Source organism: Candidatus Tisiphia endosymbiont of Myopa tessellatipennis, assembly GCF_964031105.1.
GTDB lineage: Bacteria > Pseudomonadota > Alphaproteobacteria > Rickettsiales > Rickettsiaceae > Tisiphia.
In genome coordinates this window covers 568,954-592,427 of the sequence record NZ_OZ035005.1, presented here as the reverse complement: position 1 = coordinate 592,427, position 23,474 = coordinate 568,954, and the positions used below count along the sequence as shown (strand labels likewise).

Annotated in this window: 21 protein-coding genes, 2 tRNA genes and 3 pseudogenes; 13 read left to right on the top strand and 13 right to left on the bottom strand. The window is 31.8% G+C overall.

Annotated elements, in window-relative coordinates; all coding sequences use genetic code 11:
- Positions 1 to 18: 18 nt before the first annotated feature.
- Complete coding sequence (locus AAHN03_RS02985) at positions 19 to 1,611, bottom strand: IS1634 family transposase (RefSeq protein WP_342278210.1); 1,593 nt, start codon at positions 1,609 to 1,611, stop codon at positions 19 to 21.
- Positions 1,612 to 2,012: 401 nt separating this feature from the next.
- On the opposite strand from AAHN03_RS02985, the gene AAHN03_RS02980 reads away from it, so the two are divergent.
- Positions 2,013 to 2,089, top strand: a tRNA-Asp gene (locus tag AAHN03_RS02980).
- A 178-nt stretch (positions 2,090 to 2,267) separates the two neighbouring features.
- On the opposite strand, the gene AAHN03_RS02975 is transcribed toward AAHN03_RS02980, so the two are convergent.
- Positions 2,268 to 2,344: transfer RNA gene (locus tag AAHN03_RS02975), tRNA-Arg, on the bottom strand.
- Between the two features lie 692 nt (positions 2,345 to 3,036).
- On the opposite strand from AAHN03_RS02975, the gene AAHN03_RS02970 reads away from it, so the two are divergent.
- Positions 3,037 to 4,026 (top strand): IS481 family transposase, encoded by a 990-nt coding sequence (locus AAHN03_RS02970; RefSeq protein WP_342278413.1) that lies wholly within the window; start codon positions 3,037 to 3,039, stop codon positions 4,024 to 4,026.
- A 187-nt stretch (positions 4,027 to 4,213) separates the two neighbouring features.
- Here the strand turns inward: AAHN03_RS02970 and AAHN03_RS02965 are convergent, their stop codons facing one another.
- Together AAHN03_RS02965 and AAHN03_RS02960 are read right to left on the bottom strand one after the other, a co-directional pair.
- Complete coding sequence (locus AAHN03_RS02965) at positions 4,214 to 4,966, bottom strand: class II aldolase/adducin family protein (RefSeq protein WP_341761789.1); 753 nt, start codon at positions 4,964 to 4,966, stop codon at positions 4,214 to 4,216.
- A gap of 18 nt (positions 4,967 to 4,984) precedes the next feature.
- Positions 4,985 to 6,148, bottom strand: coding sequence for a mechanosensitive ion channel family protein (locus AAHN03_RS02960; RefSeq protein ID WP_342279049.1), 1,164 nt, complete (start codon positions 6,146 to 6,148; stop codon positions 4,985 to 4,987).
- A gap of 131 nt (positions 6,149 to 6,279) precedes the next feature.
- Here AAHN03_RS02960 and lgt point away from each other — a divergent pair, with 131 nt between their 5' ends.
- The 8 genes and pseudogenes from lgt (at position 6,280) to AAHN03_RS02925 (ending at position 12,173) form a co-directional block, all read left to right on the top strand.
- Positions 6,280 to 7,071 (top strand): prolipoprotein diacylglyceryl transferase, encoded by a 792-nt coding sequence (lgt, locus tag AAHN03_RS02955; RefSeq protein ID WP_342279164.1) that lies wholly within the window; start codon positions 6,280 to 6,282, stop codon positions 7,069 to 7,071.
- Positions 7,050 to 8,129 carry a class I SAM-dependent methyltransferase gene (locus AAHN03_RS02950; protein ID WP_341761787.1) on the top strand — a complete coding sequence of 360 codons (1,080 nt, stop codon included), beginning with the start codon at positions 7,050 to 7,052 and terminating at the stop codon, positions 8,127 to 8,129. Before lgt ends, AAHN03_RS02950 begins: the two co-directional genes overlap by 22 nt.
- A gap of 231 nt (positions 8,130 to 8,360) precedes the next feature.
- Positions 8,361 to 9,371 (top strand): tetratricopeptide repeat protein, encoded by a 1,011-nt coding sequence (locus AAHN03_RS02945; protein WP_342279048.1) that lies wholly within the window; start codon positions 8,361 to 8,363, stop codon positions 9,369 to 9,371.
- Positions 9,372 to 9,643: 272 nt separating this feature from the next.
- Entirely contained in the window at positions 9,644 to 9,805 is a 162-nt protein-coding gene (locus AAHN03_RS02940; protein WP_341761148.1) for a hypothetical protein, read from the top strand.
- Between the two features lie 145 nt (positions 9,806 to 9,950).
- Positions 9,951 to 11,013 (top strand): annotated as a pseudogene (locus AAHN03_RS02935) (IS110 family transposase).
- A gap of 526 nt (positions 11,014 to 11,539) precedes the next feature.
- Positions 11,540 to 11,845 carry a hypothetical protein gene (locus tag AAHN03_RS02930; protein WP_342279047.1) on the top strand — a complete coding sequence of 102 codons (306 nt, stop codon included), beginning with the start codon at positions 11,540 to 11,542 and terminating at the stop codon, positions 11,843 to 11,845.
- Positions 11,835 to 11,909, top strand: a pseudogene (locus AAHN03_RS07645) (hypothetical protein); the annotation flags it as partial. The gene AAHN03_RS02930 and the pseudogene AAHN03_RS07645, both read left to right, overlap by 11 nt.
- 33 nt (positions 11,910 to 11,942) lie before the next feature.
- Positions 11,943 to 12,173 carry a hypothetical protein gene (locus AAHN03_RS02925; RefSeq protein WP_342279046.1) on the top strand — a complete coding sequence of 77 codons (231 nt, stop codon included), beginning with the start codon at positions 11,943 to 11,945 and terminating at the stop codon, positions 12,171 to 12,173.
- Between the two features lie 253 nt (positions 12,174 to 12,426).
- Here the strand turns inward: AAHN03_RS02925 and AAHN03_RS02920 are convergent, their stop codons facing one another.
- From AAHN03_RS02920 to AAHN03_RS02890, 7 genes and pseudogenes are all read right to left on the bottom strand, one after another.
- Complete coding sequence (locus AAHN03_RS02920) at positions 12,427 to 12,846, bottom strand: transposase (RefSeq protein ID WP_342279045.1); 420 nt, start codon at positions 12,844 to 12,846, stop codon at positions 12,427 to 12,429.
- A 192-nt stretch (positions 12,847 to 13,038) separates the two neighbouring features.
- Positions 13,039 to 13,347 carry a nucleoside triphosphate pyrophosphohydrolase gene (locus tag AAHN03_RS02915; protein ID WP_342279044.1) on the bottom strand — a complete coding sequence of 103 codons (309 nt, stop codon included), beginning with the start codon at positions 13,345 to 13,347 and terminating at the stop codon, positions 13,039 to 13,041.
- A 26-nt stretch (positions 13,348 to 13,373) separates the two neighbouring features.
- A complete protein-coding gene (locus AAHN03_RS07640; RefSeq protein WP_410521356.1) occupies positions 13,374 to 13,757 on the bottom strand; it encodes a PD-(D/E)XK nuclease family protein in 384 nt (127 codons plus the stop codon).
- Positions 13,758 to 14,252: 495 nt separating this feature from the next.
- Positions 14,253 to 16,730: pseudogene (locus AAHN03_RS02905) on the bottom strand (UvrD-helicase domain-containing protein); the annotation flags it as partial.
- A 363-nt stretch (positions 16,731 to 17,093) separates the two neighbouring features.
- Positions 17,094 to 17,633, bottom strand: a complete 540-nt coding sequence (locus AAHN03_RS02900) for a demethoxyubiquinone hydroxylase family protein (protein WP_342279043.1) — start codon at positions 17,631 to 17,633, stop codon at positions 17,094 to 17,096.
- A 41-nt stretch (positions 17,634 to 17,674) separates the two neighbouring features.
- Entirely contained in the window at positions 17,675 to 18,544 is an 870-nt protein-coding gene (locus AAHN03_RS02895) for a phosphatase PAP2 family protein (RefSeq protein WP_342279042.1), read from the bottom strand.
- 11 nt (positions 18,545 to 18,555) lie between these two features.
- Positions 18,556 to 19,194: a phosphatase PAP2 family protein gene (locus AAHN03_RS02890; RefSeq protein ID WP_342279041.1), complete on the bottom strand. Its 639-nt coding sequence runs from the start codon at positions 19,192 to 19,194 to the stop codon at positions 18,556 to 18,558.
- 559 nt (positions 19,195 to 19,753) lie between these two features.
- On the opposite strand from AAHN03_RS02890, the gene AAHN03_RS02885 reads away from it, so the two are divergent.
- From AAHN03_RS02885 to AAHN03_RS02875, 3 genes are read left to right on the top strand one after another with little or no spacing between them, the layout of a single operon-like run.
- A complete protein-coding gene (locus AAHN03_RS02885) occupies positions 19,754 to 20,128 on the top strand; it encodes a cupredoxin domain-containing protein (protein WP_341761142.1) in 375 nt (124 codons plus the stop codon).
- 16 nt (positions 20,129 to 20,144) lie between these two features.
- Positions 20,145 to 20,972, top strand: coding sequence for an FTR1 family protein (locus AAHN03_RS02880; RefSeq protein ID WP_342279040.1), 828 nt, complete (start codon positions 20,145 to 20,147; stop codon positions 20,970 to 20,972).
- A gap of 8 nt (positions 20,973 to 20,980) precedes the next feature.
- Positions 20,981 to 21,523 carry a septation protein A gene (locus AAHN03_RS02875; RefSeq protein WP_342279039.1) on the top strand — a complete coding sequence of 181 codons (543 nt, stop codon included), beginning with the start codon at positions 20,981 to 20,983 and terminating at the stop codon, positions 21,521 to 21,523.
- 202 nt (positions 21,524 to 21,725) lie between these two features.
- Here the strand turns inward: AAHN03_RS02875 and AAHN03_RS02870 are convergent, their stop codons facing one another.
- Together AAHN03_RS02870 and AAHN03_RS02865 are read right to left on the bottom strand one after the other, a co-directional pair.
- A complete protein-coding gene (locus AAHN03_RS02870) occupies positions 21,726 to 22,043 on the bottom strand; it encodes a transposase (RefSeq protein WP_342279038.1) in 318 nt (105 codons plus the stop codon).
- A 37-nt stretch (positions 22,044 to 22,080) separates the two neighbouring features.
- The gene (locus AAHN03_RS02865) at positions 22,081 to 22,680 is read right to left on the bottom strand and encodes an IS110 family transposase (protein WP_342279037.1); all 600 of its coding nucleotides are present in this window, start codon (positions 22,678 to 22,680) and stop codon (positions 22,081 to 22,083) included.
- Positions 22,681 to 23,474 lie beyond the last annotated feature (794 nt).

The window sequence follows — 23,474 nt, the reverse complement described above, 5'->3', positions numbered from 1 at the left end:
ATCCATACCATTATTTTATCATTTTGCAGATTTTGTCATTTGGGGCATCGTTAAATCAAATAAATTGAATAAATTTTGTTGAAACTCGCTTAATTTTGGTAATCTTGCAACTTTGCAACCCTTGATTGTGTAATATAAAAAACATACTTTATCCAGCTCTCTTAATGCTTCCTCAATGGTCACATTATATTTACCATCCTTGGTTACGCCACAACCTTGTTTCAACTTATTTTTCATATAGTGCCATATTTTTAATGCCAACATGCAAACAAATACATGTCCCTTCGTTCTGTTGCTTTTCCTTAAAAAGATCGGTCTTACCTCGAGTAATCCTGTCTTCATACTGCTAAAATTCAATTCTACTTCATGTAAATTATGGTAAGCTTTATCAACCAATTCTTTACTCATCAGTTTAATTTCAATCTGTGTTTCAATCGCATAACAACCATCAAGAGCAAACAACTCTTTTTTCTTATCTTGATCAATTTCAACCACTATTTGGTTGCCGTCTAATTTTAGGTTGATAAATTTATCTATCCGCCATTCTTTGGCAATTTTTTGAATATTATTTAAACCAAGTTCTAGCTTTGCTTTCTTATGGGTTGATACATATATATTACGCTCTTCAATCTTTGCAACCAATTTTTCAACTCGGTTATTCCTATCAAACTCAACTTTTCGGGCTATAGAACCATTCTTCCTTAAAATATATCTTTTGCCATTATTGGTTACTTCGCATAGCTGTTCTTCAAAAAAACTATATTGCAAAACTCCGCTTTTCTTTAAGCTTTCAATCTCAACTTTACTTAAGGTTGTAATATAGTCCCATCCTTCTTTGCCTGTCCTCTTAATCATTCCTTTATCACCAACAAAGACTATATTCTTAATACCAAAATTAGATTTTACTAGCTCAATCTGCTCATAAATGGTAGAAGGATCAGCACTATTACCCTTAAAAACTCTAACAGCCAAAGGTTCGCCATGATCATCAGTTAATAGACCAATCACTATTTGCTTTTTACCCTTCTTTTTATCCCGATTGTACCCATATTCCGCAAGTTCATTCTCTGTTCCTTCGAAATAGCTGGAAGTGACGTCATATAAAAGCATAACAGGCGGCTTGTTATTTTTCTTTTGATAAGTTTTAAATAATTTTAATTCGATCTTTTCTTGGTTCTCTTCTAACCATTCTAGAGCCTGATATAAATGGGTTTCATCAAATGAATCGACAGATAATACATCAGATATCGCATGCGATTTCGCCCATTTCACGCTGGAAAGTCTAGACCCTTGGTGAGCAAAGCGTGCTAAAACCAAAAATAGACTCAATAAAGCTTCTTTGCTTCTAGTACCAAGAGCCTTAGTAATACCAATTTCATCAGCAATTCTTTTTAGTAGAAAAATAGTCCCAAAACTTTCACCAACCTCAGGAACACCATCTAAACCATCAAATTCACCTTTCAGCATCTTCTTAAAAGCCTCAATGCGTAAATCATCCCAGTTAGTTAAGTTAGCTAGGGTTTTATTTAATACTTTCCCGTCTTCGCGATAAGAGGTACGAAGCAATATTGCAGGACGAGAATTTCTATTTGGAACAGTTGTAATATACATGAAAGAGATTATATCTCTAAATTCCAGCATTGTCAAATAAAAAATATCATTTACATGACTACAAATCTTATAGCAAAATCCTTATAAACCTTACTTTCCTACCTCTTCAAACACTTCTCCCTCTCGAAGATAAGTTGCGAGTTTGCCAAAGATATCTATATAAGAAATCAAGTTAAATTAGTTACTGATGAGTTCTTGACAGGGGAGTTGACTTTATATATATTACGGCTTACCTATATATACTCGATGAAAATCAAGAATTGCGTTGTCGTCTTCAGGTATCTTCGGTGTTCACGTACTAAATGTACGCCTAGCACCTCGATCCTTCAGCACTTTATAATTTTGATCTTCGTCTATCAACTCTTCATTTACGAGTAGTATATCATAGTAAGCCTGATAAAGGGGGTGTAGCTCAGTTGGTTAGAGCGTCTGCCTGTCACGCAGAAGGTCGCGGGTTCGAGTCCCGTCACTCCCGCCAATCCCTATCAGGGTTTCAGGATTTCTTTACTCTTTTTAAAAATTTCATATGTGTACCATATGTACTAATCTTAAAAATTGACCTACAAAAAAATCTATTTTGGGGGACTTTTGGTGGGAAACCAAAATAAAAATGCTTTTAAAAAATTATAAAAGCCTTGGAGTCCTAATACATATGGTGGCGCACCCGGAGGGAGTCGAACCCCCAGCCTTATGATCCGTAGTCATATACTCTATCCAATTGAGCTACGGGTGCTATATATACTCTTCTGTTTTAAAGAATTGTTTTTTGAGATATTATTGGATTCACGTACCAAAGTACACTGAGTGCGTTCCTAATTCATTTTCAATTCGTAAGACCATTCGAGTATACTTGAATCCTAGATAGCATAGTGTGCTTATTTTTATAAAACATCTTAAAATTTTTAGAAAGAGTATACTATATCCCTAAACTCCTATTATGTCAAGATCATAAGTTTCCAAACCTAGAACAGGGCAGTTTAAAAATCGCAACTGTGAGTAGAAGGGGGTGCAAATGTTTAGAACAGGAATAAAAGAACTAAAAGATACTGCAAGCTAGGAAATAAGGTATCTAGAAAGGGATAAAGATAGTAAGAAAAAGTGGCTTTGTTGCATAAATAGGATTTGAGATAAATTACCCCTAACCCCAAAATAGAAGGTTAGCAAACGGCAACAGAAATTGGTTTGCCAATCTCAAACATTTTGTTTAGAAGGTAGCATTTAAATTGTAAAAGTAAAGACTTGATCTGACAGTTTGGAGTTGTTGGGTACGAAAATATGGAATAAAATCGTACCCAGCAAATTTTAACAACCTCTTATTAAGGAGACTGTCAGATGACAACATATCAAGAAAAAATCATAAAACCAAGAATTGGTTTATTACAATTAGCAGAACAACTAGGAAACGTATAGCAAGCTTGTAAAGTAATGGGCTATAGCAGAGATACATTTTACCGCTATAAGGAACTGCATGAGCAAGGTGGAGCAGAATCTTTGTTTGAGATGACTAGAAAGAAGCCATGTTTGAAGAATCGTGTTCCATCTAATATCGAGGATGCAGTAGTTAATATAGCTGTTGAATTTCCTGCTTATGGTCAGGAACGTACTGCTAATGAATTACGTAGGAGAGGTATCGTTATCTCTGGAGGTGGAGTAAGGTCTGTTTGGCTACGTCATGATCTAGAGAATTTCAAAAAACGTCTAAAAGCATTGGATGCTAAAGTTGCAAATGATGGTATTATTTTGAGTGATGCACAACTTGCTGCACTTGAGAAAATCAAGAATAAACGTGAAGCAACTGGTGAGATTGAAACCATGCATCCTAGTTACCTTGGCTCTCAAGATACCTATTATGTTGGAAACATTAAAGGCATAGGACGTATCTACCAACAAACCTTTGTAGACACTTATTCTAGGGTAGCTATTTGTAAGCTTTATACCGAGAAAACAGCTATTACTACAGCAGACCATTTGAATGATAGGGTTATTCCATTTTTTGAAAAGTATAATATCCCTTTGCTTCGAATACTTACAGATAGAGGCACGGAATATTGTGGTAAACCTGAGAATCATGCTTATCAACTATATCTTGGTATTGAGAATATAGATCATTCTAGAACTAAAGCATATAGCCCTCAAACTAATGGTATATGTGAGCGTTTTCACAAAACTATGCAGGAAGAGTGCTATCACATTCTATTTCGTAAAAAGCTCTATAATACATTAGATGAGTTACAAGCTGATATAGATACTTGGCTTACAAATTATAATAACGAAAGGTCTCATTCAGGTAAACATTGTTTTGGTAAAACACCAATGCAAACTTTTAGAGATTCACTTTATATTGCTAAAGATAAAAATATTAGTAATATAGAGAGAATATCAGACAACTTGGCTATTACTTATCAAGCTGCCTGATTATTACTTATTGTCAGATTAAGTCGTAACTAGTACATAAAAAGTCTATCTTAATCCACTTACGAGGTAAACAATAGGATTAACTAGAGACACTTTTTGCCAAAAATCTAGTAACATGTAAGTAAAAACCTTCTCTTTTGTCCAGTAGTGTGAATAGTTGTACGCCTAGCATGCTCACCATTCATTTTCAAATCCAATTCTTCAAATCTATTTGAGTATATTCTTTATACTTTGCAAAATTAACTCTCTTAAGTAAGTTAAGCCAAGCAATCCAGTCACGTTTGCCTAAATCTTCTTCAAATGACAATAGATCTTGCACAGATTTTTTACAAATTTCTTGAGATGGCAAGATTAACTCCTGATTTGTTGAACATGCTAAACATTGGGTCTTACATGCTTGCTCTAGATGATAAGTATAGAACATAGCTTCATGGATTGTTTTACCACAAGCTAATATTCCATGATTACGTAGAAACATAACATAATTTTGTCCAAGATCATCAAGCATTGTATTACTTTGATTAGATTTAAGTAGAAGAGAGTTATAGTCATGATAAGATAGTTTTCCATAAAAATGCAACGCCCATTGACTTATGGGCATCAATCCAACTCGCATGGATGATACAGCAACAGTTGCTGGAGTATGTAGATGAAAGATAGATAAAATGTCTGATCTTTTTTTGTATATATTACCGTGAGTGACGTAGCCGGTTTCATTGTAACTATCTTCGCTACCCTCTAGAACTGTTCCATCAAAACCAACTCGCAGTAAATTATCGCTAGTTACTTCTTCAAACCTTAAACCAAAAGGATAAATATAGTAAAAATCCGCCCCTTCAGGTCTTGCAGATAGATGTGTATAAGTATGGTCATCTAGGGTCAAAATCGCAAGAATTTGATATGCAGAAGCTAAGTTAAATTTGATCTCTTCTAAAGTCATTGTTATATTAGTTTAAGCTTATACATTATTATTTTGAAATACTTTTAATTTGAATTCAGGAATCACTGCAAACAAATGATCAAAAATACCGCTTTGAATATCTTCATATATATCCCCTCTTGTTTCATTAGTAAAGACATATAATTCTATTGGTAAACCATTAGGGGTTGGAGCTAACTGACGTACCAAAAATGTAAAATTTTCTTTATATATCGCAGGGTGATTTTTAAGATATTCTTTTATATATAATCTAAATATTTTTATATTTGTTATATCGCTACCTATATGTTCCAAATTCACTTTATTTATTGCTTCCGGTGCAAGATATGGTGATTTTTGTAACTCCTGTATAAATATAGTTGGAACAAATACGATACTATTTGTATCAATACATATTGCTCTCTGAATTTTTTTTGCCACTGATTCCGTTATACCACGAGAATTCACTACATTAGTTGTTAAAAGACTAGATGTAGGTATTGTTGAAATAGTTTGATCGGCATTTTTAATCTTAACTACTGTAATAGTAATTTTTTCTACAGTACCTTCAACATTATACTGGTTAACAGTAACAAAATCACCAATTCGTATTATATCCTGAGAAATAAGTTGTAAGCTTGCTAACAAACCTGTAACAGTATCTTTAAATAGGAAGGTTAACAACGCTGCCGCTGCTCCTAAACTAGTAAAAAATGCACCAAGGGAAATATTCAAAATACTGGAAATAATTATAATGGTAGCAACAGAAACAATAAGTATTTTTGATATTTGTGTGTATAAACTTAAATAGGCTTGTACAGAAGTTGCCATTTTGTTTCGATAAATATCGGCAAAAGCCTCTATAAGAGATAGGATTAGCGATGTAACGAAGCTACCTGTATAGAGTGTTATTACAATATTCTTAATACTAATTATCCAATGTGGAATAGGAAATGCCTGTAAGATATTGCCCCAAAATATAAGGTATAAACTTAGCAATGTATGTAATAAGTAGGTGTATATAGAGTATTTTTTAAATGTTTTTTCATAATCATGATGGCGTTTATTAATATAGTTTTTTATCATTGAAAATATTACTGTCTTAATAATAATAACCAATGGAATGATTGAAACTATCATAATTATTAACATTAAAGTTTCTTTATCGTATTTGTGATAAAGATGCAATAAATACTGTGTCATAAATCAACCTTTTTGATATTTGTTCATTGTATGATATTAATTAGTCAACTATTAGTCTAATTAATTCGATGATTTATTTAATATTTTTTCCAACACTTGCAATCTATCAAGTTGGTGTATATAATTACCGTATGCTCTTCCCAAATATCAATCCTGTTATTTTTTCTATTGGATCATTTACCGTTTATTGGTACTCCATGGCTTATGTTTTGGGTATAATAGTTGGGTGGTTCTATGCTTATAAAATTATAAAAAAATTTGAAGTTGGTGTTACCGCGTCACACTTAGAAAATTTTGTTACTTGGGCTATTCTCGGTATAGTAATAGGGGGAAGATTAGGCTATGTATTACTATATAATCCGATTAAATATTTTTCTGATCCTATTACCATTTTAAAGACTTATGAAGGAGGTATGTCATTTCATGGTGGTATGATTGGTTTAATCATATCTAGTTATTTTTTCTGCCATAAGTATAAAATTAACTTCTTATTTCTATGTGATCTATTAGTTACAATTGGTCCTATCGGTTTATTTTTAGGTAGAATAGCCAATTTTATTAATGGTGAATTATATGGTAGAATAACTAAAATGCCTTGGGGAATGATTTTCCCAAATAGTGATCTACAAATAAGACACCCCAGCCAACTTTATGAGGCATTTTTTGAAGGAATTATATTACTGTCAATTCTAGCTTATGCCACTTTTAAATACAAAACTATAAATATCCGTGGTTTGAATTTTGCTATATTTTTAATATTATATTCTGTATTTCGAATTATTATAGAAATGTTTCGTGAGCCAGATTTTCACATAGGCTTTATTTTTAATAACTTAACTATGGGACAAATTTTATCATTACCTATGCTAATACTAGGAATTTATTTAATAATACGAATTAGATGCCAATCGACTCTAAAGTAAGAAAACTTATTGAACAGAATGGTAGTATTAAGCTTGACGAAATGATGCTCCAAGTAATGTCGGTAAATCCTTCTTCTTACTACAAAAAACAAGATAAGTTAGGTTGCCTAGGAGATTTTACCACAGCTCCAGAAATTTCTCAGCTTTTTGGTGAAATGATAGCGTTATGGGCTATTGATCAATGGCATAAAATGGGATGTCCTCAGAAGACTAATTTAGTTGAGTTAGGTCCTGGACAAGGAGTATTAATGCGGGATTTTCTCAATGTTGCTAAATTAGTTCCAAAATTCTACCAATCCATTTCAATAGAATTGATTGAAATTAATCTTCATTTTATCAAGAAACAGAAAACAAACCTCAAATTAGCTGGTTTACCTATTAAACATCATACAGCAGTACAATATATATCTAAAATTCCTTCTATTATAATAGCTAACGAATTTTTTGACGCTATGCCAATTAAACAATATATTAAAAGCAAAGAACTTTGGTACGAGTCAATACTTATTATTGACCCAACTGATGGTAAAATTAAGTTCGATAAGATAGAAGTTAGTAAAGAATTGCAACACTACTTACTGCAAGAACACCCAAACGCATATGACGGAGCAGTAATAGAAGAATCACCTAAATCATTAGAAATCATAAAATTTATTAGCAAGCATATAATGAAATTTGGTGGGGCTAGCTTAGTTATTGATTACGGTTATGATATAGATCCAATAAAAAGGATGCGTAACCAATACGACCCTACTTTACAAGCGATAAAAAATCATAAATATTACCCTCTGCTTGAAACTTTAGGAGAAGCTGATTTGTCAGCACATGTTGACTTTTATGCTTTAAAAACAGTAGCCCAAAATATAGGAATAAATGTTTATGGATCAATAACACAACGTGATTTTCTAATTGGTAATGGTATATTATTACGAAGTAAACTATTGCAAAATAAATTACCTATTATAGAAGCAAATATAATAGCAAAACAAGTTGATAGGCTAATCGCTCCTAATAAAATGGGACTATTGTTTAAAGTATTGTGCCTTGTACAGGAGTAAGGTATAATTCCACGGCGTCATTGCGAGGAGACCGTAGGTCGACGAAGCAATTGTAACTTAGATATTAATGAAGAATTTTTAAAACTAGCAAAGTCAATCAATGAAAAGGCTAGGACTAATTTAATATCGGAAGATGTCGGATCAGCAAAAAAAGAAGCGTTATCTTACTTATCTAGTAAAGATAAATGGTTATTAGTATTTGATAATTTAAAAATTAAAGAAAATCATAAGGTGCAAGAATTTGTTAATTGGGAACATAATGGTCATGTTATTTTTGCTTCCCAAGATAGTGAGCTATTACCTAATATAGTCAAAATGACGGCATTTAATAAAGATGATGCTATTACTCTTGCTAATAATATTTTAGAAAAAAATGATCCTAAACTAGCAGAGTTTTTGGTTCGAGAATTTGTATGTAATGTAGTATATTTCTTAGCTAAAGCCTATATTTCACTAGGGAGAACTCAAAAAGCAGAGGAAAATATTCAAATAGTAGAAAATATGTTTAATAAGGAGTTGGTAAATAGTCCAGATGTAGTAAATTTGTATTATGCCAAAACAAGTTTATTTTTTATGCAAGGAAAATATAAAGAAGCACTAGAGCAAGTTAATAATACTATAAAAAAACATATTGAGGGTGGAGTACAAGCTAATGATATATATCTTGTAGGACCTTATATGTCAAGATCTGAAATACTAAACTCCTTAGGTAAATATAATGAAGCCTATGAACAATCACAGCAATTATATGATATGCATAAGTCAGTAAAGAAAGAAGATCATGAAGTATTTGCTCGCATTTATACCCAAATGTCGAGAGCTATACTTGGATTGGGTAATACTCAAGAAGCTCTAGAATATGCCCAAAAAGCAATAACCATATTTATTCAGAATCCAAGCAGACCTAATAAAAACCTTACCATCTCACTAGATATAGATTTAGCTAAGGCTTTTGTTGCAGAAGGAGATGCATTAGCAGCTCTTGGTCAAAATGAGAAAGCAGTTCAGTCTTATTTAACAGCAGAAATGTTATATTGGAATAATTACAAAGATAATGTGAAAAATGTTGACGAAGTAAGTAGAATGTACCTAGCAGCAGCAAAAGCTACTTGCCATTTAGCAGAAAAATCTTGGTATATTAAATTTCATGATCAGCATATAAACAAATTTGGTTTAGATCATCCTAAAAGTGTTGAAATACTAAAGATGGATTCGACATGCTATCCTAAATCTCAACGTTGAGTAATTTAGATTCAGAAGAATAATTAAACACTTCATTGATCATTGAGGTGACATCAACACATGAAACATTTAATCGCTGCACTTTAATTTCAATTATTACTTGCTCTGCTACTTTTATAAGTAAATCTAAGTCTTCAGGTATCAAAGATGGATAATACCAATTCCCTAATTTAAATTAGTATAAATAGTAGAAAAAAGCTCAGTACAGGACAAAGAGATTAAGGAGAGAATAAAAAATAGTAGATAACGCGTCTCATCTTCGAGACAAAAAAGTGCTTAAAACGTCTAAAGAATCAGGTTTGCAGTGGTTTTGGCATGAAGTTTGTAGTCATGTAAACATCACTTTTCTACTTGACATACTAAAAATTAGTCAACATAATGCTTCTTATGTGTATTACCATTGTTTTGTTTCAAATAAAAATTCTTGTCATTAAAGTACACTTTTATCAGTATTTATTTATTATAAAATTCCACAGGTGAAAAAATAATGGTATGGCCCTCCTGATATACAGAATGAAAAGCAGTTGCTAATCTTCTAAAGTTAATATTAAATATTAAAATAACAATCAGGAGGCTAAGATGGAAGTTACCACAATTGGTATAGATATTGCAAAAAGAATTTTCCAAATTCATGGTGTAGATAAAAATGGTAAGACGGTATTAAAGAAAAAATTAATGAGAGATCAAGTTTTAACATTTATGGCTAATTTACCAAAATGTTTGGTAGGGATGGAAGCTTGCGGCGGAGCTAGTTACTGGGCAAGAGAAATAACTAAATTGGGGCATACAGTAAAACTAATGGCAGCACAATTTGTCAAACCGTATGTTAAAACTAATAAAAATGATCAAGCTGATGCAGAAGCTATATGTGAAGCGGTAACAAGACCAAATATGAGGTTTGTACCAATTAGAACTGTAGAACAACAAGATATTTTATCAATTCATCGAGTAAGAGAGAGATTGGTAAAAAATCGTACTGCCCTTGCTAATGAAATTAGGGGTCTACTACATGAATTTGGTTTTATTATTCCTCAAGGGATCAATTAAGGTTATGACAAAATTAACCGAGATTTCAGATGAAGGAAATTTAAGCCAGCTGGGTTATCAAACATTTAGTGAACTGAAAGAGGAATTTTTGGATAATGACAAAAAAATAAAAGAGATAGAAAAAAGATTAAAAATAATAGCTAGCAACTTAACTCAATATCAACGATTAACAGCTATACCTGGTCTTGGTTTAATTACTGCTACTGCTTTAATAGCATCAATAGGTAATGCTACAAGTTTTGAGAATGGTAGGTAATTATCGGCATGGTTTGGATTAGTGCCAAGGCAGCATTCCAGTGGAGGGAAAGATAAGTTGCTTGGAATTAGCAAGCGAGGTGATGTTTACTTGCGTACTCTATTGATCCAAGGAGCTAGAGCTGTACTAAATGCCAAGATAAGATTTACATTGGAAGAACAAAAATCTAAAAAAGATTTTAGCAAATTTACGCAGTGGATGTTTAATTTATCTGAGCGAAATGGACATAATAAAACAGTAGTTGCTGTAGCTAATAAACTGGCAAGAGTGGTGTTTGCAGTACTAAGGTCAGGGGATGATTATGTAGAGAGTAAAGTTTGTAGCACAGAGCTATTATAATTAACATAAAATAAAATAAATAGTGGTTTATTAATTAATAGGTAAACAAAGAATATGTAAAAGATTCCAACCCGGAATATGCGTGAGATAATAATATTGATGGTAAATAAGACAAACCTTAGCTTACAAAGAAACTGATGACTACAATGGCTCTTTGAAGCCGATAAAATGATAAGTATATAGTAAATTTGTAAGCCAGCGAATTCCATCAGGGCTGTAGGATAAATTACACATAATTTATTAACTATAAGCCGGATACATGTATGCATTTGCATTTTTGCTATTAGATGTTATTTTTTTCTTGCATTTTACAGGAGGTTCATACATGTAGTCAGTAACGAGAATTTAATTCTACACTCCACTCGTCGCATAATACTCACGTTCTATAGCATAATTTCTGCTCATATTTATCTCGAAGATGAGACGCGTAGACAAAGCTCTATTAATTAGGTTGTTAAAGACTTAAGAGGCAAGAGAATGATTACAGCGTTATCACAATTAATAGGAGACTACTTTTTTATCAGCATTGCTTGGGGATCGGGAGTTTATTGGTGATTTATGGCTAAAGTTTTTAGCTGATAAAATGATACCATTTTATATTAGAATCAAAGCCAATCTTACCATTGGTAGAGCAGAAGATGAATTAGTTACTGCTAATCATTTAATTAAGAGGTTACAGAATGGTGAATATATGTTGTTTAAAGGAAAAAGATATTTGGGTAAGAATTATAAAGGATCTAAAGTATCTGTAGCAGCATTGCTTAATGATCAAGGAGAATTAGTAATCATAGCTACCAATGATAACCCTAATATAGCACTAAATAATATATAAAAAAAGATGGGAAATAGAAAATCTTTTTGCTTGCCTTAAAACACGAGGATTTAACTTTGAAAACACCCATATAATACATTTAGATAGAATTAGTAAATTGCTTGGTTTACTTGCTATAGCATTTACTTTTGCTTATGTTGTGGGTCAATGGCAAAATTCTATCAGACCCATAAAGCTTAAAAAACACGGTAGAAAGTCTATCTCCTTATTCAGGTATGGCTTAGATTACTTGCAGAGAATATTTTTGAATATTGAAGAAATGATGGAAGTTATAACAAAATTTATTAAGCCCATAACACCATCTTTACTTCGATTATCACCTTGTTAATCTCTTTGTCCTGTACTGAGATATTTGTCAATTTATCATAAAAACTAGGGCGATTTCTTAAAAAAACCAAAATAAAACCTACATGAGAAATAATAGTTTCTAGTCACATTATTAGTTGAATTATTATTTTAATATTAAACTAAAATAAGTTAATTAAATAAATTAATCTTTTTCAATTGTTTTTGCTTAAAACTTAACATTAATAATTAAACTAATAGACTAGTTGATTAAATTAGTCATTATATCATAAATACTACTCAAATCGTTGATATCTTGATAAAAACTTGCTACCAAAAGAAGTTTTAAAACGAAAAAGCGTATTTTCTACGCTCTCCCTTCGGTCATAACTATTCTTTACTATCCATGCTTGATATCCCCTCTTTCGTTGATATTTTACAGCTTTATCTCTCTCTGTTTTAGGCTTGTGTAATTTAACTGATAATGAATGGTTGGGAGGTCTGATAACTGGCTTCATTCCTTTCTTTCTCAACAATTGATATACAGCTTCACCGTCATACCCTGAATCCCCAAGGAAATCTTTAGCCCTGATACCAATCAGCAATGGCTCAATCTGAGATATGTCACCTGTGTTATGTTCTGTAGTGCTATCAGCTAGGATTATTCCCTTATCATTTACAACAATATATGGTTCTTTTTTCTTCTCTCTTGTCAATTCTGATTTCTTTTTAATTTCTCTCCTTTCTATCAGATTATTTATACTCTATTCTCTATTTATGCAACAAAGCTAGACGGTATTAAAGAAAAAATTGATGAGAGATCAGGGTTCTTTTAGCTTATCACTACAATCTTTGAAATTAGTCACCAGCCCTTTAATAATTGACTCACTTGATTGTTATTGAGTAGCTTAGGTTTTTATGGTTATTTTTTCTAAAACTATTTTATTGTCAAAAGCACCATTGGTATCTTTTTTGTGCTTTTTAATGTTTAGTATATCCTTTAATTTATAAGAGTTGCTATTACATATTGCCTCAAGTACTTCTATGATATCAGCAATTTCTTCGATAGATTCACTTTCTAAAAATTCTTCTACCTCTTCAGAAAGTTTCTGTCTTAATAATTGTTTATACTCAGCCAATTCTGCAATACGAAAGACTGGTATTCGACTAGATTTTAAGATAATTTGCGGAACTGAATCTCTCACTAATTTTGTCATATTACCTGTGTATTATTGGTTAAAGGTTAACTAATTGTCATAAAATTGGCATTTTCTAGCCATAAAATTTTGCAAATAATTTCATTGTTAGGATACAGTTTTGCTGTTATATGTCGGTAAAAATTCAACTGATCAATATAAGATTCCTTAACTAATTGACAGGTTTTAGGTGGACTAGCATCGGATTTATAATCAATAATAGTTATTTTTCCCGTATCAATGGCAAGTAAATCAATCCTTCCTATCTTAACCTCATCATTTAGAGTTGTCCCTATCGTCACTTCAGTTTTTAGCTCTTGGGAAATAAGTGCCATAAATTCTATATTATTCAGTAATTTATCAATATTGCTATGAATCTTTTCTTGTAGAGTTGTTGGTAACTTGTGAATAAACGGATGTTTATTCATCATAGAAAAATCATTGATCTTTGTGGCATCTTCTAGAATTTTATGAAATATCTTACCATATTCCAAATGATTATTAACTATAAGAGGAAAATTGACTGAATAATTTTGCTTTGTATTTTTGGTGATTTTATTAATTAAAAAAAGATTTGGTATCCAATCTTCAATATCATTCCCACTACCTTCAATGTCATTCCTGCTTCCCTTGATGTCATCCTGCTTCGGTGCAGGATATAGAATATCTAAAGCACCTTTTTGGTCTATTTCTTTAGATTTCTGCCCATTTTCACTTTCTTCTATAGACCTCTTTCGAAACTCTACTTCTGCTGGTGATTTGTACGTCGATGCGGTACTCGAATCCTCACGTACATCTGAGTACGCTGCGGGTCGAGGTTCCGCGTCTCCTTCAAATCCCTCAGCATAAGCGAGTTTCGAAAGAGGTCTAATAACTGATTCATAAACTATAATACCATTTTCCTGCACCTTCCCGTGCATATTCATTGTTCTAGCAACCAACTCATACCAACAATTTTGTGGTAGCTTACTACTTGACTGATAACCACATATCACTAAATGGTCTTCGGCTCTAGTCATTGCAACATAAAGTAGTCTGATATATTCTTGTAAGTCTTTTTGCTGTTCTTTTTCTTTAAGAGCTTTAAAGAATTCTGGGCTATTGGCTGATTGAGTGGTAGAGAACACTTGATTTTCGTCCCAAATGCATTTATTACTATTAGTTGGTACTGAACTAGTATCGCACAGAATAACAATAGGTGCTTGCAGACCTTTAGAAGCATGCACGGTCATAATTTTTATCTTACTTGACGATTCTAAGTTTCTTTTAATCTCAATTTTGTTATTTTCAAACCAATAAACAAAGCTTTGCAATGAGCTATCTATATTATTAGCATAATTGCTACTCAAATATATCAATTCATTTATTACGTCATCACTATCAAAGCCATTAGCCTCAACTAAAACTTTTCTAACATCCAAACAATCGACAATAAGTGGAAAAAAATTCTCACAATTGGCAACCTTATATAGCTGCAAGAAATGGCACAGTTTCTTATATATACTTGCATAGTCTTGGACAGTTTGTAGGTAACCCCAGATAGAATTTTTGCCTCGAGAAATTGCAATAGTTTGTAGTGCCTGTTCACTCATGCCGATTATTGGTGATTTTAACAGACTAGCCAAATTCAAATCATCTTGAGGTAGTAGTACAAATTTCGCTATGCTCATTAGGTCTAATACTGACAAACTTTTATTTAAAGTAATCCGATCAACATCTTCTACTGGCAAACCATGTTGCTTAAGACAGTTAATAATCTCAAAAATCAACTCATCTCTCTTGCGTACCAAAATCATAAAATCTGATTCTTTGACTTCGGAATTAGTAGCAGGCAGGATTCTTCGACTTGCTATTTGGCTTTTTATAAAACTAGCAATTTGTTGTGCAAGTAATTGCTGAGCAGATTTGGATTTATTATGCTCTTCCAGTAAAGGCCAAAACAACTTACTCTTTTTTTCACCCTTAACTAATGGCCAAAGTTCAACTCTACCTTTATGAGTTTGACGAAATGACAAAATTTTAGGGTTATCAGATGTAAATAATTGAGGGGTAGTATGTTTAATTTGTTGAAAAATTAGATAGACAATATCAATAATTTCTTTAGTAGATCTATAAGACCACTGGAGGGTAATATTTCTGAAATTCTTATTTGCATCAGATAGGTTTTTATACAAATTTTCATTAACATAACTAAAAGAACTAATATCTGCTCCTTGGAAACTAAAAATCGACTGTTTCTCATCGCCTACAACAAAAATAGTACTTTTTTGCTTAGTGCTAGAAGTAAAGTCTGCTATAATTGCAGTGATAATGTCCCATTGTTCTGGGCTAGTATCTTGTGCTTCATCAACAAGCAAGTGGTCAATTCCGCCATTAAGTTTATAAGCTACCCAATTTTTTGCAGTATTATCCGTTAATAATAACTGCGTAAGATAAATTAAATCATCATAATCAAGCAAACTATGCCCGGTTTTGTAGGAATCATATTTATCAAGAAAAATCTTTGCCAAGTTACGTAATGAATTTGAGTAATTCTCCATATCTTGCATTTTAGCTTGTTGATCTAGCTGAAAAATTCTCTCTTGAATATATTCAAGTTCATTCAATAACTTTGGGTACTTCATTGCCACAGATTTAGGCAATATGTTCTTATGCTTAAGGTTTTCTTTAGTAAGAAAAAATTGTTGAATTTCTTGATCTAGGTCAATAACTATTGAGTATTTTGCCAATAATTGCTTAGCTTGATCATAAATATTTAGTAATTGTGCAGAAATAGTTTGAGTATCGTACTCTACAGAATCCATTTGTTTGGCAAATAATTTCTTAAACTTAATTTTTTGCTGGATTATTTCAGAGAAAATATCATTGATAGTTGTTTCATGGAAATTTGTCAGAAAAAAACTAATCAGCTCATTATAAGTCGGATCTAAATAGATTTGGTTTCTTATTTTGCTAAGAACCCCTTGTGCTGTAATCTCGTCAAGAATCTGAAATTTTGGATTAATACCAACTTCAAAAGGAAATAATTTAAGCATTTTCTGACAGAAAGCATGGATAGTGTAAATATGAATACCATCTTCAGAGTTTAGTAGTCTGTGATATAAAGTTTTGGTATATTGTACCTCACTTTTTAAAGGCTCTCTAGTAAGTAATAAACCTAACTCTTCAGTTAATTTAGTGGTTTCGTTTGCAGCAAATTTAGCAAGCTTATTTTTAATCCTACTCTGCATTTCAAGGGCGGCTGCATTAGTAAAAGTTAAGCATAGAATCTTTTCAAATGGAACTCCCTTAATTAGTAACCGCAGCACCCTATCTGTTAAAATTTTGGTTTTGCCTGTACCAGCTGATGCAGAAACCCAAACAGAATATTTTGGGTCAGATGCTTGTTGTTGTAATTCATTCATTTAATTCCTATTTACCTCAGTTTTGGATTAAAATTAAAAATTTCAATCCAAAACTGGCTAGAATATCAGAAAAATGCATTCTTAAAGCGGTTTTGCGAATGCATTTTAAACCTTTCTAAAGCTAAAAACATGATTTTAAAAGATTAAAATCATGTTTTTAGCAAAATGGATTGCCACGCTCACGTATGTTTGTTCGCTAATAGACATATACGTCTATAAAACGTCTATTAGCGAGGAGTCGCGAAAAAGCGGCGACGTGGCAATCTAGGATACGCGAAGCGTACTAGACAGCTTCGCTGTTTACCTAGATCGCCACGGCATCTAAAGAGCCTTGCTATGACGATTATAGAAAAATGTAGGATACTATGCTTTTTTACTCACATTAATAGCCATATTACACATTAATTTAATAACTTTATTGATTAAGGAAGCAAATACTATCTTACTGCTACCTTGTACTAGGGCTATATCTTTATGTTCAATTTCCTCAGCCTGAAATTGTTTTATGCTATCTACCAATTCTTTCTCTAAATTATACAATTCGAGATAATCTATTTGTTTCTGATAATGTTGTTCAATCACTTCTTCTACACTTTGCGTTAGTAGCATGGCAGTTTTTGTTCCTATCAATATCGATCCACTACCAAGTATATAGCCAATAATATGCCAAAATGGTATAAAAATAGTTGGTCTAACATTACGTTGTAATAACAAATTAGTAAAGTAGCTCAAATGTACTTCTTCTTGCTGCATCATATGTTTTATTGTAGAGGAAGCTTCGTGGTTTTTGCAATAATTTAATTGCCCTTGATAAATTCGTTTAGCTCCATATTCTCCAGCATGATTTACTCTAATAATTTCTTTTATGATATTGTCTGAATTGGTGAAATCGGGTCTTGCCATATGCTGCTTTAGTATCTAAATAACGGATAATTTATTGCATTTTATAATATATCAATTTTATTAGATCGGGTAATCTTAGAGATAGTACTAGGAATTAATACAAAAATTCCAAAAACAAGAACACTATATTTTAATATAATACTACAATAGAAAATAAAAATGTTTATTTTTAGAGTAGGTATGAATTTTGCTATGCCAATTAAAATGGTCAGGGATATTAGAGCGGTTGGAATACTAATTTTGTGCTGTAGACCAACTGCCTGATTTTCTATCCATCGTAAGGATAACCCAAAGCCAATGAGAGCTCCTATTGCCATCGGTATCATAGGTGGCCATGGTAAAGATTGAGACACTATGGTGTATAGTGAGATTATTATAGCAAGTAAAAACCAAAATTTTTTGCAACTATGTTGAAATACTTCTACAAGTAATGCTCTTTCTAAATATGTTTTCCATATATGGAAAACACAAAACCCAAATATCAAACCACCAATTACATCATATATACTATGAACACCAAGATATACTCTTGAAAGACCAATACCAATTATTGGCAGTAAGCATAAATACTTAAAAGGACTATTTTTAAGACTTAAAAAGATTGCTAGCCAAAAAGTGGTTGCCACTTGAACATCACCACTAGGAAAGCCAAAAGGATCATACACAGATATTAAATGTAAAGATATGTCAGGACGCGATATTTTAAATAAATTCTTTAACAAGCAATTAAGTAAAGTACAAAAAGGTATTAAAAATCCTAATGATCTGAATAATAATGCCGATGGATTTAACCAATATCCTAAAGCAGTAATGGTAATGTAAAAGTAATCACTAGCAAAAAATGGAAATAACTTAAATATGGTTGTTAGAAAATCTGTTCTTATTTCTACAATCCAACTAGTATCTATCATGAAAAGAACGCTTATAATGATTGATATAGTTTGCAATAAAAACTGATGCTGGGATACAAAATCCGATTATAGCCCATTGCATTTGCCTGATAGCTAATGGTAAAGAGGAGATATAACCAACTGTAAAAAGCATTTTGATTATAAAGAGCATGAAAAAACACAGTATTGTTGCTGATATTTTGCTTCGTAGATTTATAATTATAATTGTTATTTTTTTTTGTAAAAATGTTTTCAGAAAATATTACTCCAATAAGAGCGTAATATGCCATATATAGATGTTCTTCTACCTTATGTATAGATGCAATGTACAACATCAAAAATGTAGTAAAAGTCAATAAAACTGGTGGCAATATTTGCTTTTTTGTGCTTGCAAGAAATGTATAAAAGGCTATTAATAAAGAACCAAAAAATATGGCTCCTAGAATATCAAAATAATTATGATAGCCAAAATAGACTAAACTCATTCCTATTCCAAATAGCAAGCCAGTTATCAGAATTTTACATATACGGCTTTGTGTTTTTGTCATCAGCCAACCATACAAAACAACTGAAGACTGCATATGACCACTTGGAAAAGCAAAACCTTGTTTACCAATATGAGCAGATAGTGGTACTTGAAATATAATTTTTAGAGCAAAATTAAATAACATACTTACTAATATTAAACATATTGCATTAAAAAACACTTTTTGCTCTAACCAAATATAGCCTAGTATCAGTAGTGGGATAATGACTATAATCATGACTAAAACTTAAAAAAATCTTAGCAACATTGTCTAGCATAAAAAATTGTAGAAGATTTGAACTTATAGACACTATTTACCTAGTCGCCAATTAAACTTCACCCATTATACAGAGTATCTGTATACAAGATTTTATCATTTTGTCAATAGCTAATTACCCAGCTAAAAGCTCCAGTGATTATAATTGTCTTTTTATAGGTGATCATTTATAATTACCTAATTACTTACTGTACAAACTATCAGAGTTGGCTAGAGGAAAAACAACATATTGTTATAAAAAATATTTGATCCTTGATGACTTAGTGGAAATCTAATATATTGTATAATATAGGGAGGGTGCTTATGAATTTATCCAAAAAAATAAAGAACCATAAAAAACAAAAAAACTACACTCTGTTATATGTGCTTGTAGCTATGATTGTATTGGTGTATTTTGTAACTTTAATAAAGCTTTCAAGTTAAAACTATGGAAAAAAAAACTATCCTTCAATTTTTTGGAGGTATTATTCTATTGATAGGTGTAATAATTTTTGCAATTAGTCATCGAAGCACATCTAAGAATGATGTAGATATTAATATAGTAGAAATTGTAACGGTTATAAAGAATCATAGATTTGAGCCAAATATTATTAGAGTAGAAAGTGGTAAGAAGATTCGTTTTACTATCCACAACCAAGATAGTACAGTAGAAGAGTTTGAGAGTCATGATCTGCACCGCGAAAAGATTATTATGCCAAATGACTCTATAAATATCATCCTTGCCCCTTTAGCTCCGGGTAAATATGATTTTTTTGGAGACTTTCATCAAGAGACAGCACAAGGGTCTCTCATTGTTAATTAAATTTATTTAGGTTTAGATGTTTAAAATAGCATTAGTGGTATTCAGGGAATGCCTAGAAATAGCTTTGTTGCTTGGTGTAATACTTGCTGTGACAAAACAATTAGAAAAATCTAGAATTTATATAATTGCTGGAGTCATGCTTGGTACAGTTTCTGCTGCGTTATTTGCTTTCTTTACTCGTAGTATAACCGTAGCATTTAGTGGTCTAGGTGATGAGATATTTAACTTTGGAATTATTTTATTAACAGTTGCATTAATTGGTTGGACTATAGTATGGATGCAAGGTTATGGTATTAAGATAAAACAAAATCTTAATGATTTGTCTGTAAAAATTAGTAGCGGTGATAGTAGTTATATAATGCTAGTACTGATTGTTGCGGCAACTATTCTTCGAGAAGGAATGGAAATTATTATATTAGTTTATAGTATTTCTTCAGTCGAAATTATTGACAGTAATAGCTATCTATTAGGATTAATTATTGGTATAGTCAGTGGTCTAACTTTGGGTGTCATTATCTATTTAGGTTTAATAAAAATAGTAAACCAACAATATATATTTCGTATATCTTCCATTTTATTAATGCTTGTTGCTAGTGGCTTTGCAGCAGAAGCTGCTGGTATATTGAGTTCTTCAGGGATTATTACTATTTTATCCGACCAGCTTTGGGATAGCTCTTGGCTCATTTCTGACAGAAGTATCTATGGTAAATTCCTAAAAATGATTACTGGATATATTGCTAGACCTAACGGATTACAAGTTGTTTTTTATGTTTGTACTCTAGGTTTAATTAATATCTTAATACAAATAAAAATCAGACACACAAAAGCAGTAACAGAGAAATAAAACTATTTATGATTAATTTTTTATCAGAAGTTGCTCCGCTTATAGCTTTTTTTATTGGCTATTTTTATGGTGGTAGTATACAAAGTGCGACGTTATATATACTTATTACTTCAATTATTTGTGTTAGTTTGTGTTATCTTATAGAAGGAAAAGTTTCCAAATCCTCCTTAATATCTTCTGGAGTGTTATTAGTTTCAGCTAGTATAGTTTTGATTAGTGGTAACTCTATGTATATCAAAATCAAACCAACTATTCTATATGTAATTTTTGCTAGTATATTTTTTATCAGTGCCATAAGAAATAAGGCCTTTTTGAAATATATGTTTAATCATTTTGTCCAACTTGAAGATAAGAACTGGAATATTTTAAGCTATAGATCTGCTGCTTTTTTACTGTTTATGGCAGTGTTAAATGAAATAATATGGCGTAATTTTGCAGAATCTACATGGGTTATATTTAAAATATTTGGAGCAATACCTGTAACGATCATTTTCTTTTTACTACAACTACCTTTTATATTGAAGAACAGACTTCCAAATTCAACAGAGTAAGGTATATTCGATGAAAATCAAGAATTGCGTTGTCGTCTTCAGGACACAACTGTTGAAAGTTAAAAAATCATCTATTAGCGAAGTGCTGTTGTAAGGCTTAAACCGTCATTGCGAGACGCCGCTGCAAGTGGCGACGTGGCAATCCATGAAGCTTGTTATATAGATCAACTATGTTCGCAATAAAAATTTAAATAAATTTGGTTTAAATTTTTATTGCTTGTGCAGAGCTAGTTAAATCACGTAACTTAGCGTTTGCAATCACAATGATTTTACGCATTAATGCTACCATCGCCACCATTTTCTTTTTTCCTCTATTGATCAATTTTTCATAAAATACCTTCAGTTCAGAGTTGGAATTTCTAGCAGCCATAGCAGCTACAAACAACATAGGTCTAACAAAATTTCGACCATGTCCTGTATGTCTATATCCGCTATATCTACCGCTATCATTAGATATTGGTGCAACACCTACTAATGATGCTATTTGTTTGCGCTTCAATGTACCAAGTTCAGGTAACAAAGCTATAAGCTCATTAGATACTACTGTGCCTATACCACTAATAGTTTGCAGAGTCTCTTTTAGCCTGCAAGAGTTTATCTTTTGCTATTAAGTCGTCTATTTCTTTAGTAATAGATGCAATTTGCTCTTCTAGTACTTCGATCATTTTAACACAACTAGACTTGATTAAATCAGCTCTCGGGGACTGAAACCTATTTTTTTCTGCAATCAACATTTGTTTAAGATCGTTCCTACGTCCTACTAATTCATACAAGTTTAAAGCTTGCTTAGATTGTACTTTAAATAGCTCTAATCTTTCTGATCGTTCAAAACCATAAAGTGCTAGAGCTTTAGCGTCAAGACTGTCAGTTTTAGCTGCATTACCAAAAGACCTAATAAAGTTTTTAACTTTACGAGTATTGGCTCTATGTACAGCAAAACCCTGATTGCAAAGCGTTAGTAATAGTTCCATTTCATATCCACCAGTAGTTTCTAAAACACACAATGCAGAACTAATCTCTTTTTTGTAATCCTTGATAAAATCAGCTATTCCATTAGAGTTGTTATTATATTCTTTAGTTTCTTTTTTTCCATGAATAGCAACAACAAAATTGAATTTTCCTATATCAAGACCGATAAAATTATTGTATAATAGCATAATACCTCGAAGGCTTTTAATGTTTACGATTGTAAGCGGGCGTGCAAAGGCATCCCAATCAACTATTCAAACGTCTCGGGGATTTGGGCTAGAGTACCAGGATCTATACGATCTTAAAACCAATTGCTTCACGGTCGCTCACGCCTGCACAGCGATAGTCATTTATATTATTAATGACTATCGCTGTAATACCCCCTTATAAGTCAGTATAAATCATTATTTACATTGACTTCAATATCTATTATATCATACTTTTAACTTACAATTGCTTCGTCGACCTACGGTCATAACTGTCGAAAGTTAAAAAAGGTATTAAAATATAACTAAAGATTGTGTATAAATTAAGTTCATATAAATACAAAAAGTTGAATAATATACAAATATTATAAATTTAATAGGTGAAGATAAACTAAATGAAGTAAATAAATTATACAAAATAGATAGGTCATTGCTTGAGACAGAAATTATCAAAGATATAGTATTATTTTGCAGCGGAGAGCCTAATCTTGTAGATTTAAAATTATAAATGTTAGATTATTATTTATGTATAATTTTTGGTTGCAATGAATTATAGTTTTTAACTTTCGACAGTTGTGGACCTACGGTCTCCTCGCAATGACGTTTTGTACTTTTCGGCAATTTTTAAATGCTATACGTAAGGTGAATGACTCAGAAAAAAACTTGATTATCGAGCAGTATATAGATTGATGAAATATTTTGTAACATAATGTAACTTGCATGTAGTTGTTTAAGGCATTAAAATAAGTTGAATTTCTAAAATGTTAGTAAAATTA

Bases quoted from the DNA above. Each gene is read 5' to 3' on its own strand.
- AAHN03_RS07640 (WP_410521356.1), bottom strand. From the start codon at position 13,757: ATGATGAATAAACATCCGTTTATTCACAAGTTACCAACAACTCTACAA.
- AAHN03_RS02950 (WP_341761787.1), top strand. From the start codon at position 7,050: ATGCCAATCGACTCTAAAGTAAGAAAACTTATTGAACAGAATGGTAGT.
- AAHN03_RS02865 (WP_342279037.1), bottom strand. From the start codon at position 22,680: ATGCTATTATACAATAATTTTATCGGTCTTGATATAGGAAAATTCAAT.
- lgt (WP_342279164.1), top strand. From the start codon at position 6,280: ATGCTCTTCCCAAATATCAATCCTGTTATTTTTTCTATTGGATCATTT.
- AAHN03_RS02960 (WP_342279049.1), bottom strand. From the start codon at position 6,148: ATGACACAGTATTTATTGCATCTTTATCACAAATACGATAAAGAAACT.
- AAHN03_RS02985 (WP_342278210.1), bottom strand. From the start codon at position 1,611: ATGTATATTACAACTGTTCCAAATAGAAATTCTCGTCCTGCAATATTG.
- AAHN03_RS02880 (WP_342279040.1), top strand. From the start codon at position 20,145: ATGTTTAAAATAGCATTAGTGGTATTCAGGGAATGCCTAGAAATAGCT.
- AAHN03_RS02890 (WP_342279041.1), bottom strand. From the start codon at position 19,194: ATGTTATTTAATTTTGCTCTAAAAATTATATTTCAAGTACCACTATCT.
- AAHN03_RS02900 (WP_342279043.1), bottom strand. From the start codon at position 17,633: ATGGCAAGACCCGATTTCACCAATTCAGACAATATCATAAAAGAAATT.
- AAHN03_RS02875 (WP_342279039.1), top strand. From the start codon at position 20,981: ATGATTAATTTTTTATCAGAAGTTGCTCCGCTTATAGCTTTTTTTATT.
- AAHN03_RS02965 (WP_341761789.1), bottom strand. From the start codon at position 4,966: ATGACTTTAGAAGAGATCAAATTTAACTTAGCTTCTGCATATCAAATT.
- AAHN03_RS02970 (WP_342278413.1), top strand. From the start codon at position 3,037: ATGGGCTATAGCAGAGATACATTTTACCGCTATAAGGAACTGCATGAG.
- AAHN03_RS02915 (WP_342279044.1), bottom strand. From the start codon at position 13,347: ATGACAAAATTAGTGAGAGATTCAGTTCCGCAAATTATCTTAAAATCT.
- AAHN03_RS02895 (WP_342279042.1), bottom strand. From the start codon at position 18,544: ATGATAGATACTAGTTGGATTGTAGAAATAAGAACAGATTTTCTAACA.
- AAHN03_RS02885 (WP_341761142.1), top strand. From the start codon at position 19,754: ATGGAAAAAAAAACTATCCTTCAATTTTTTGGAGGTATTATTCTATTG.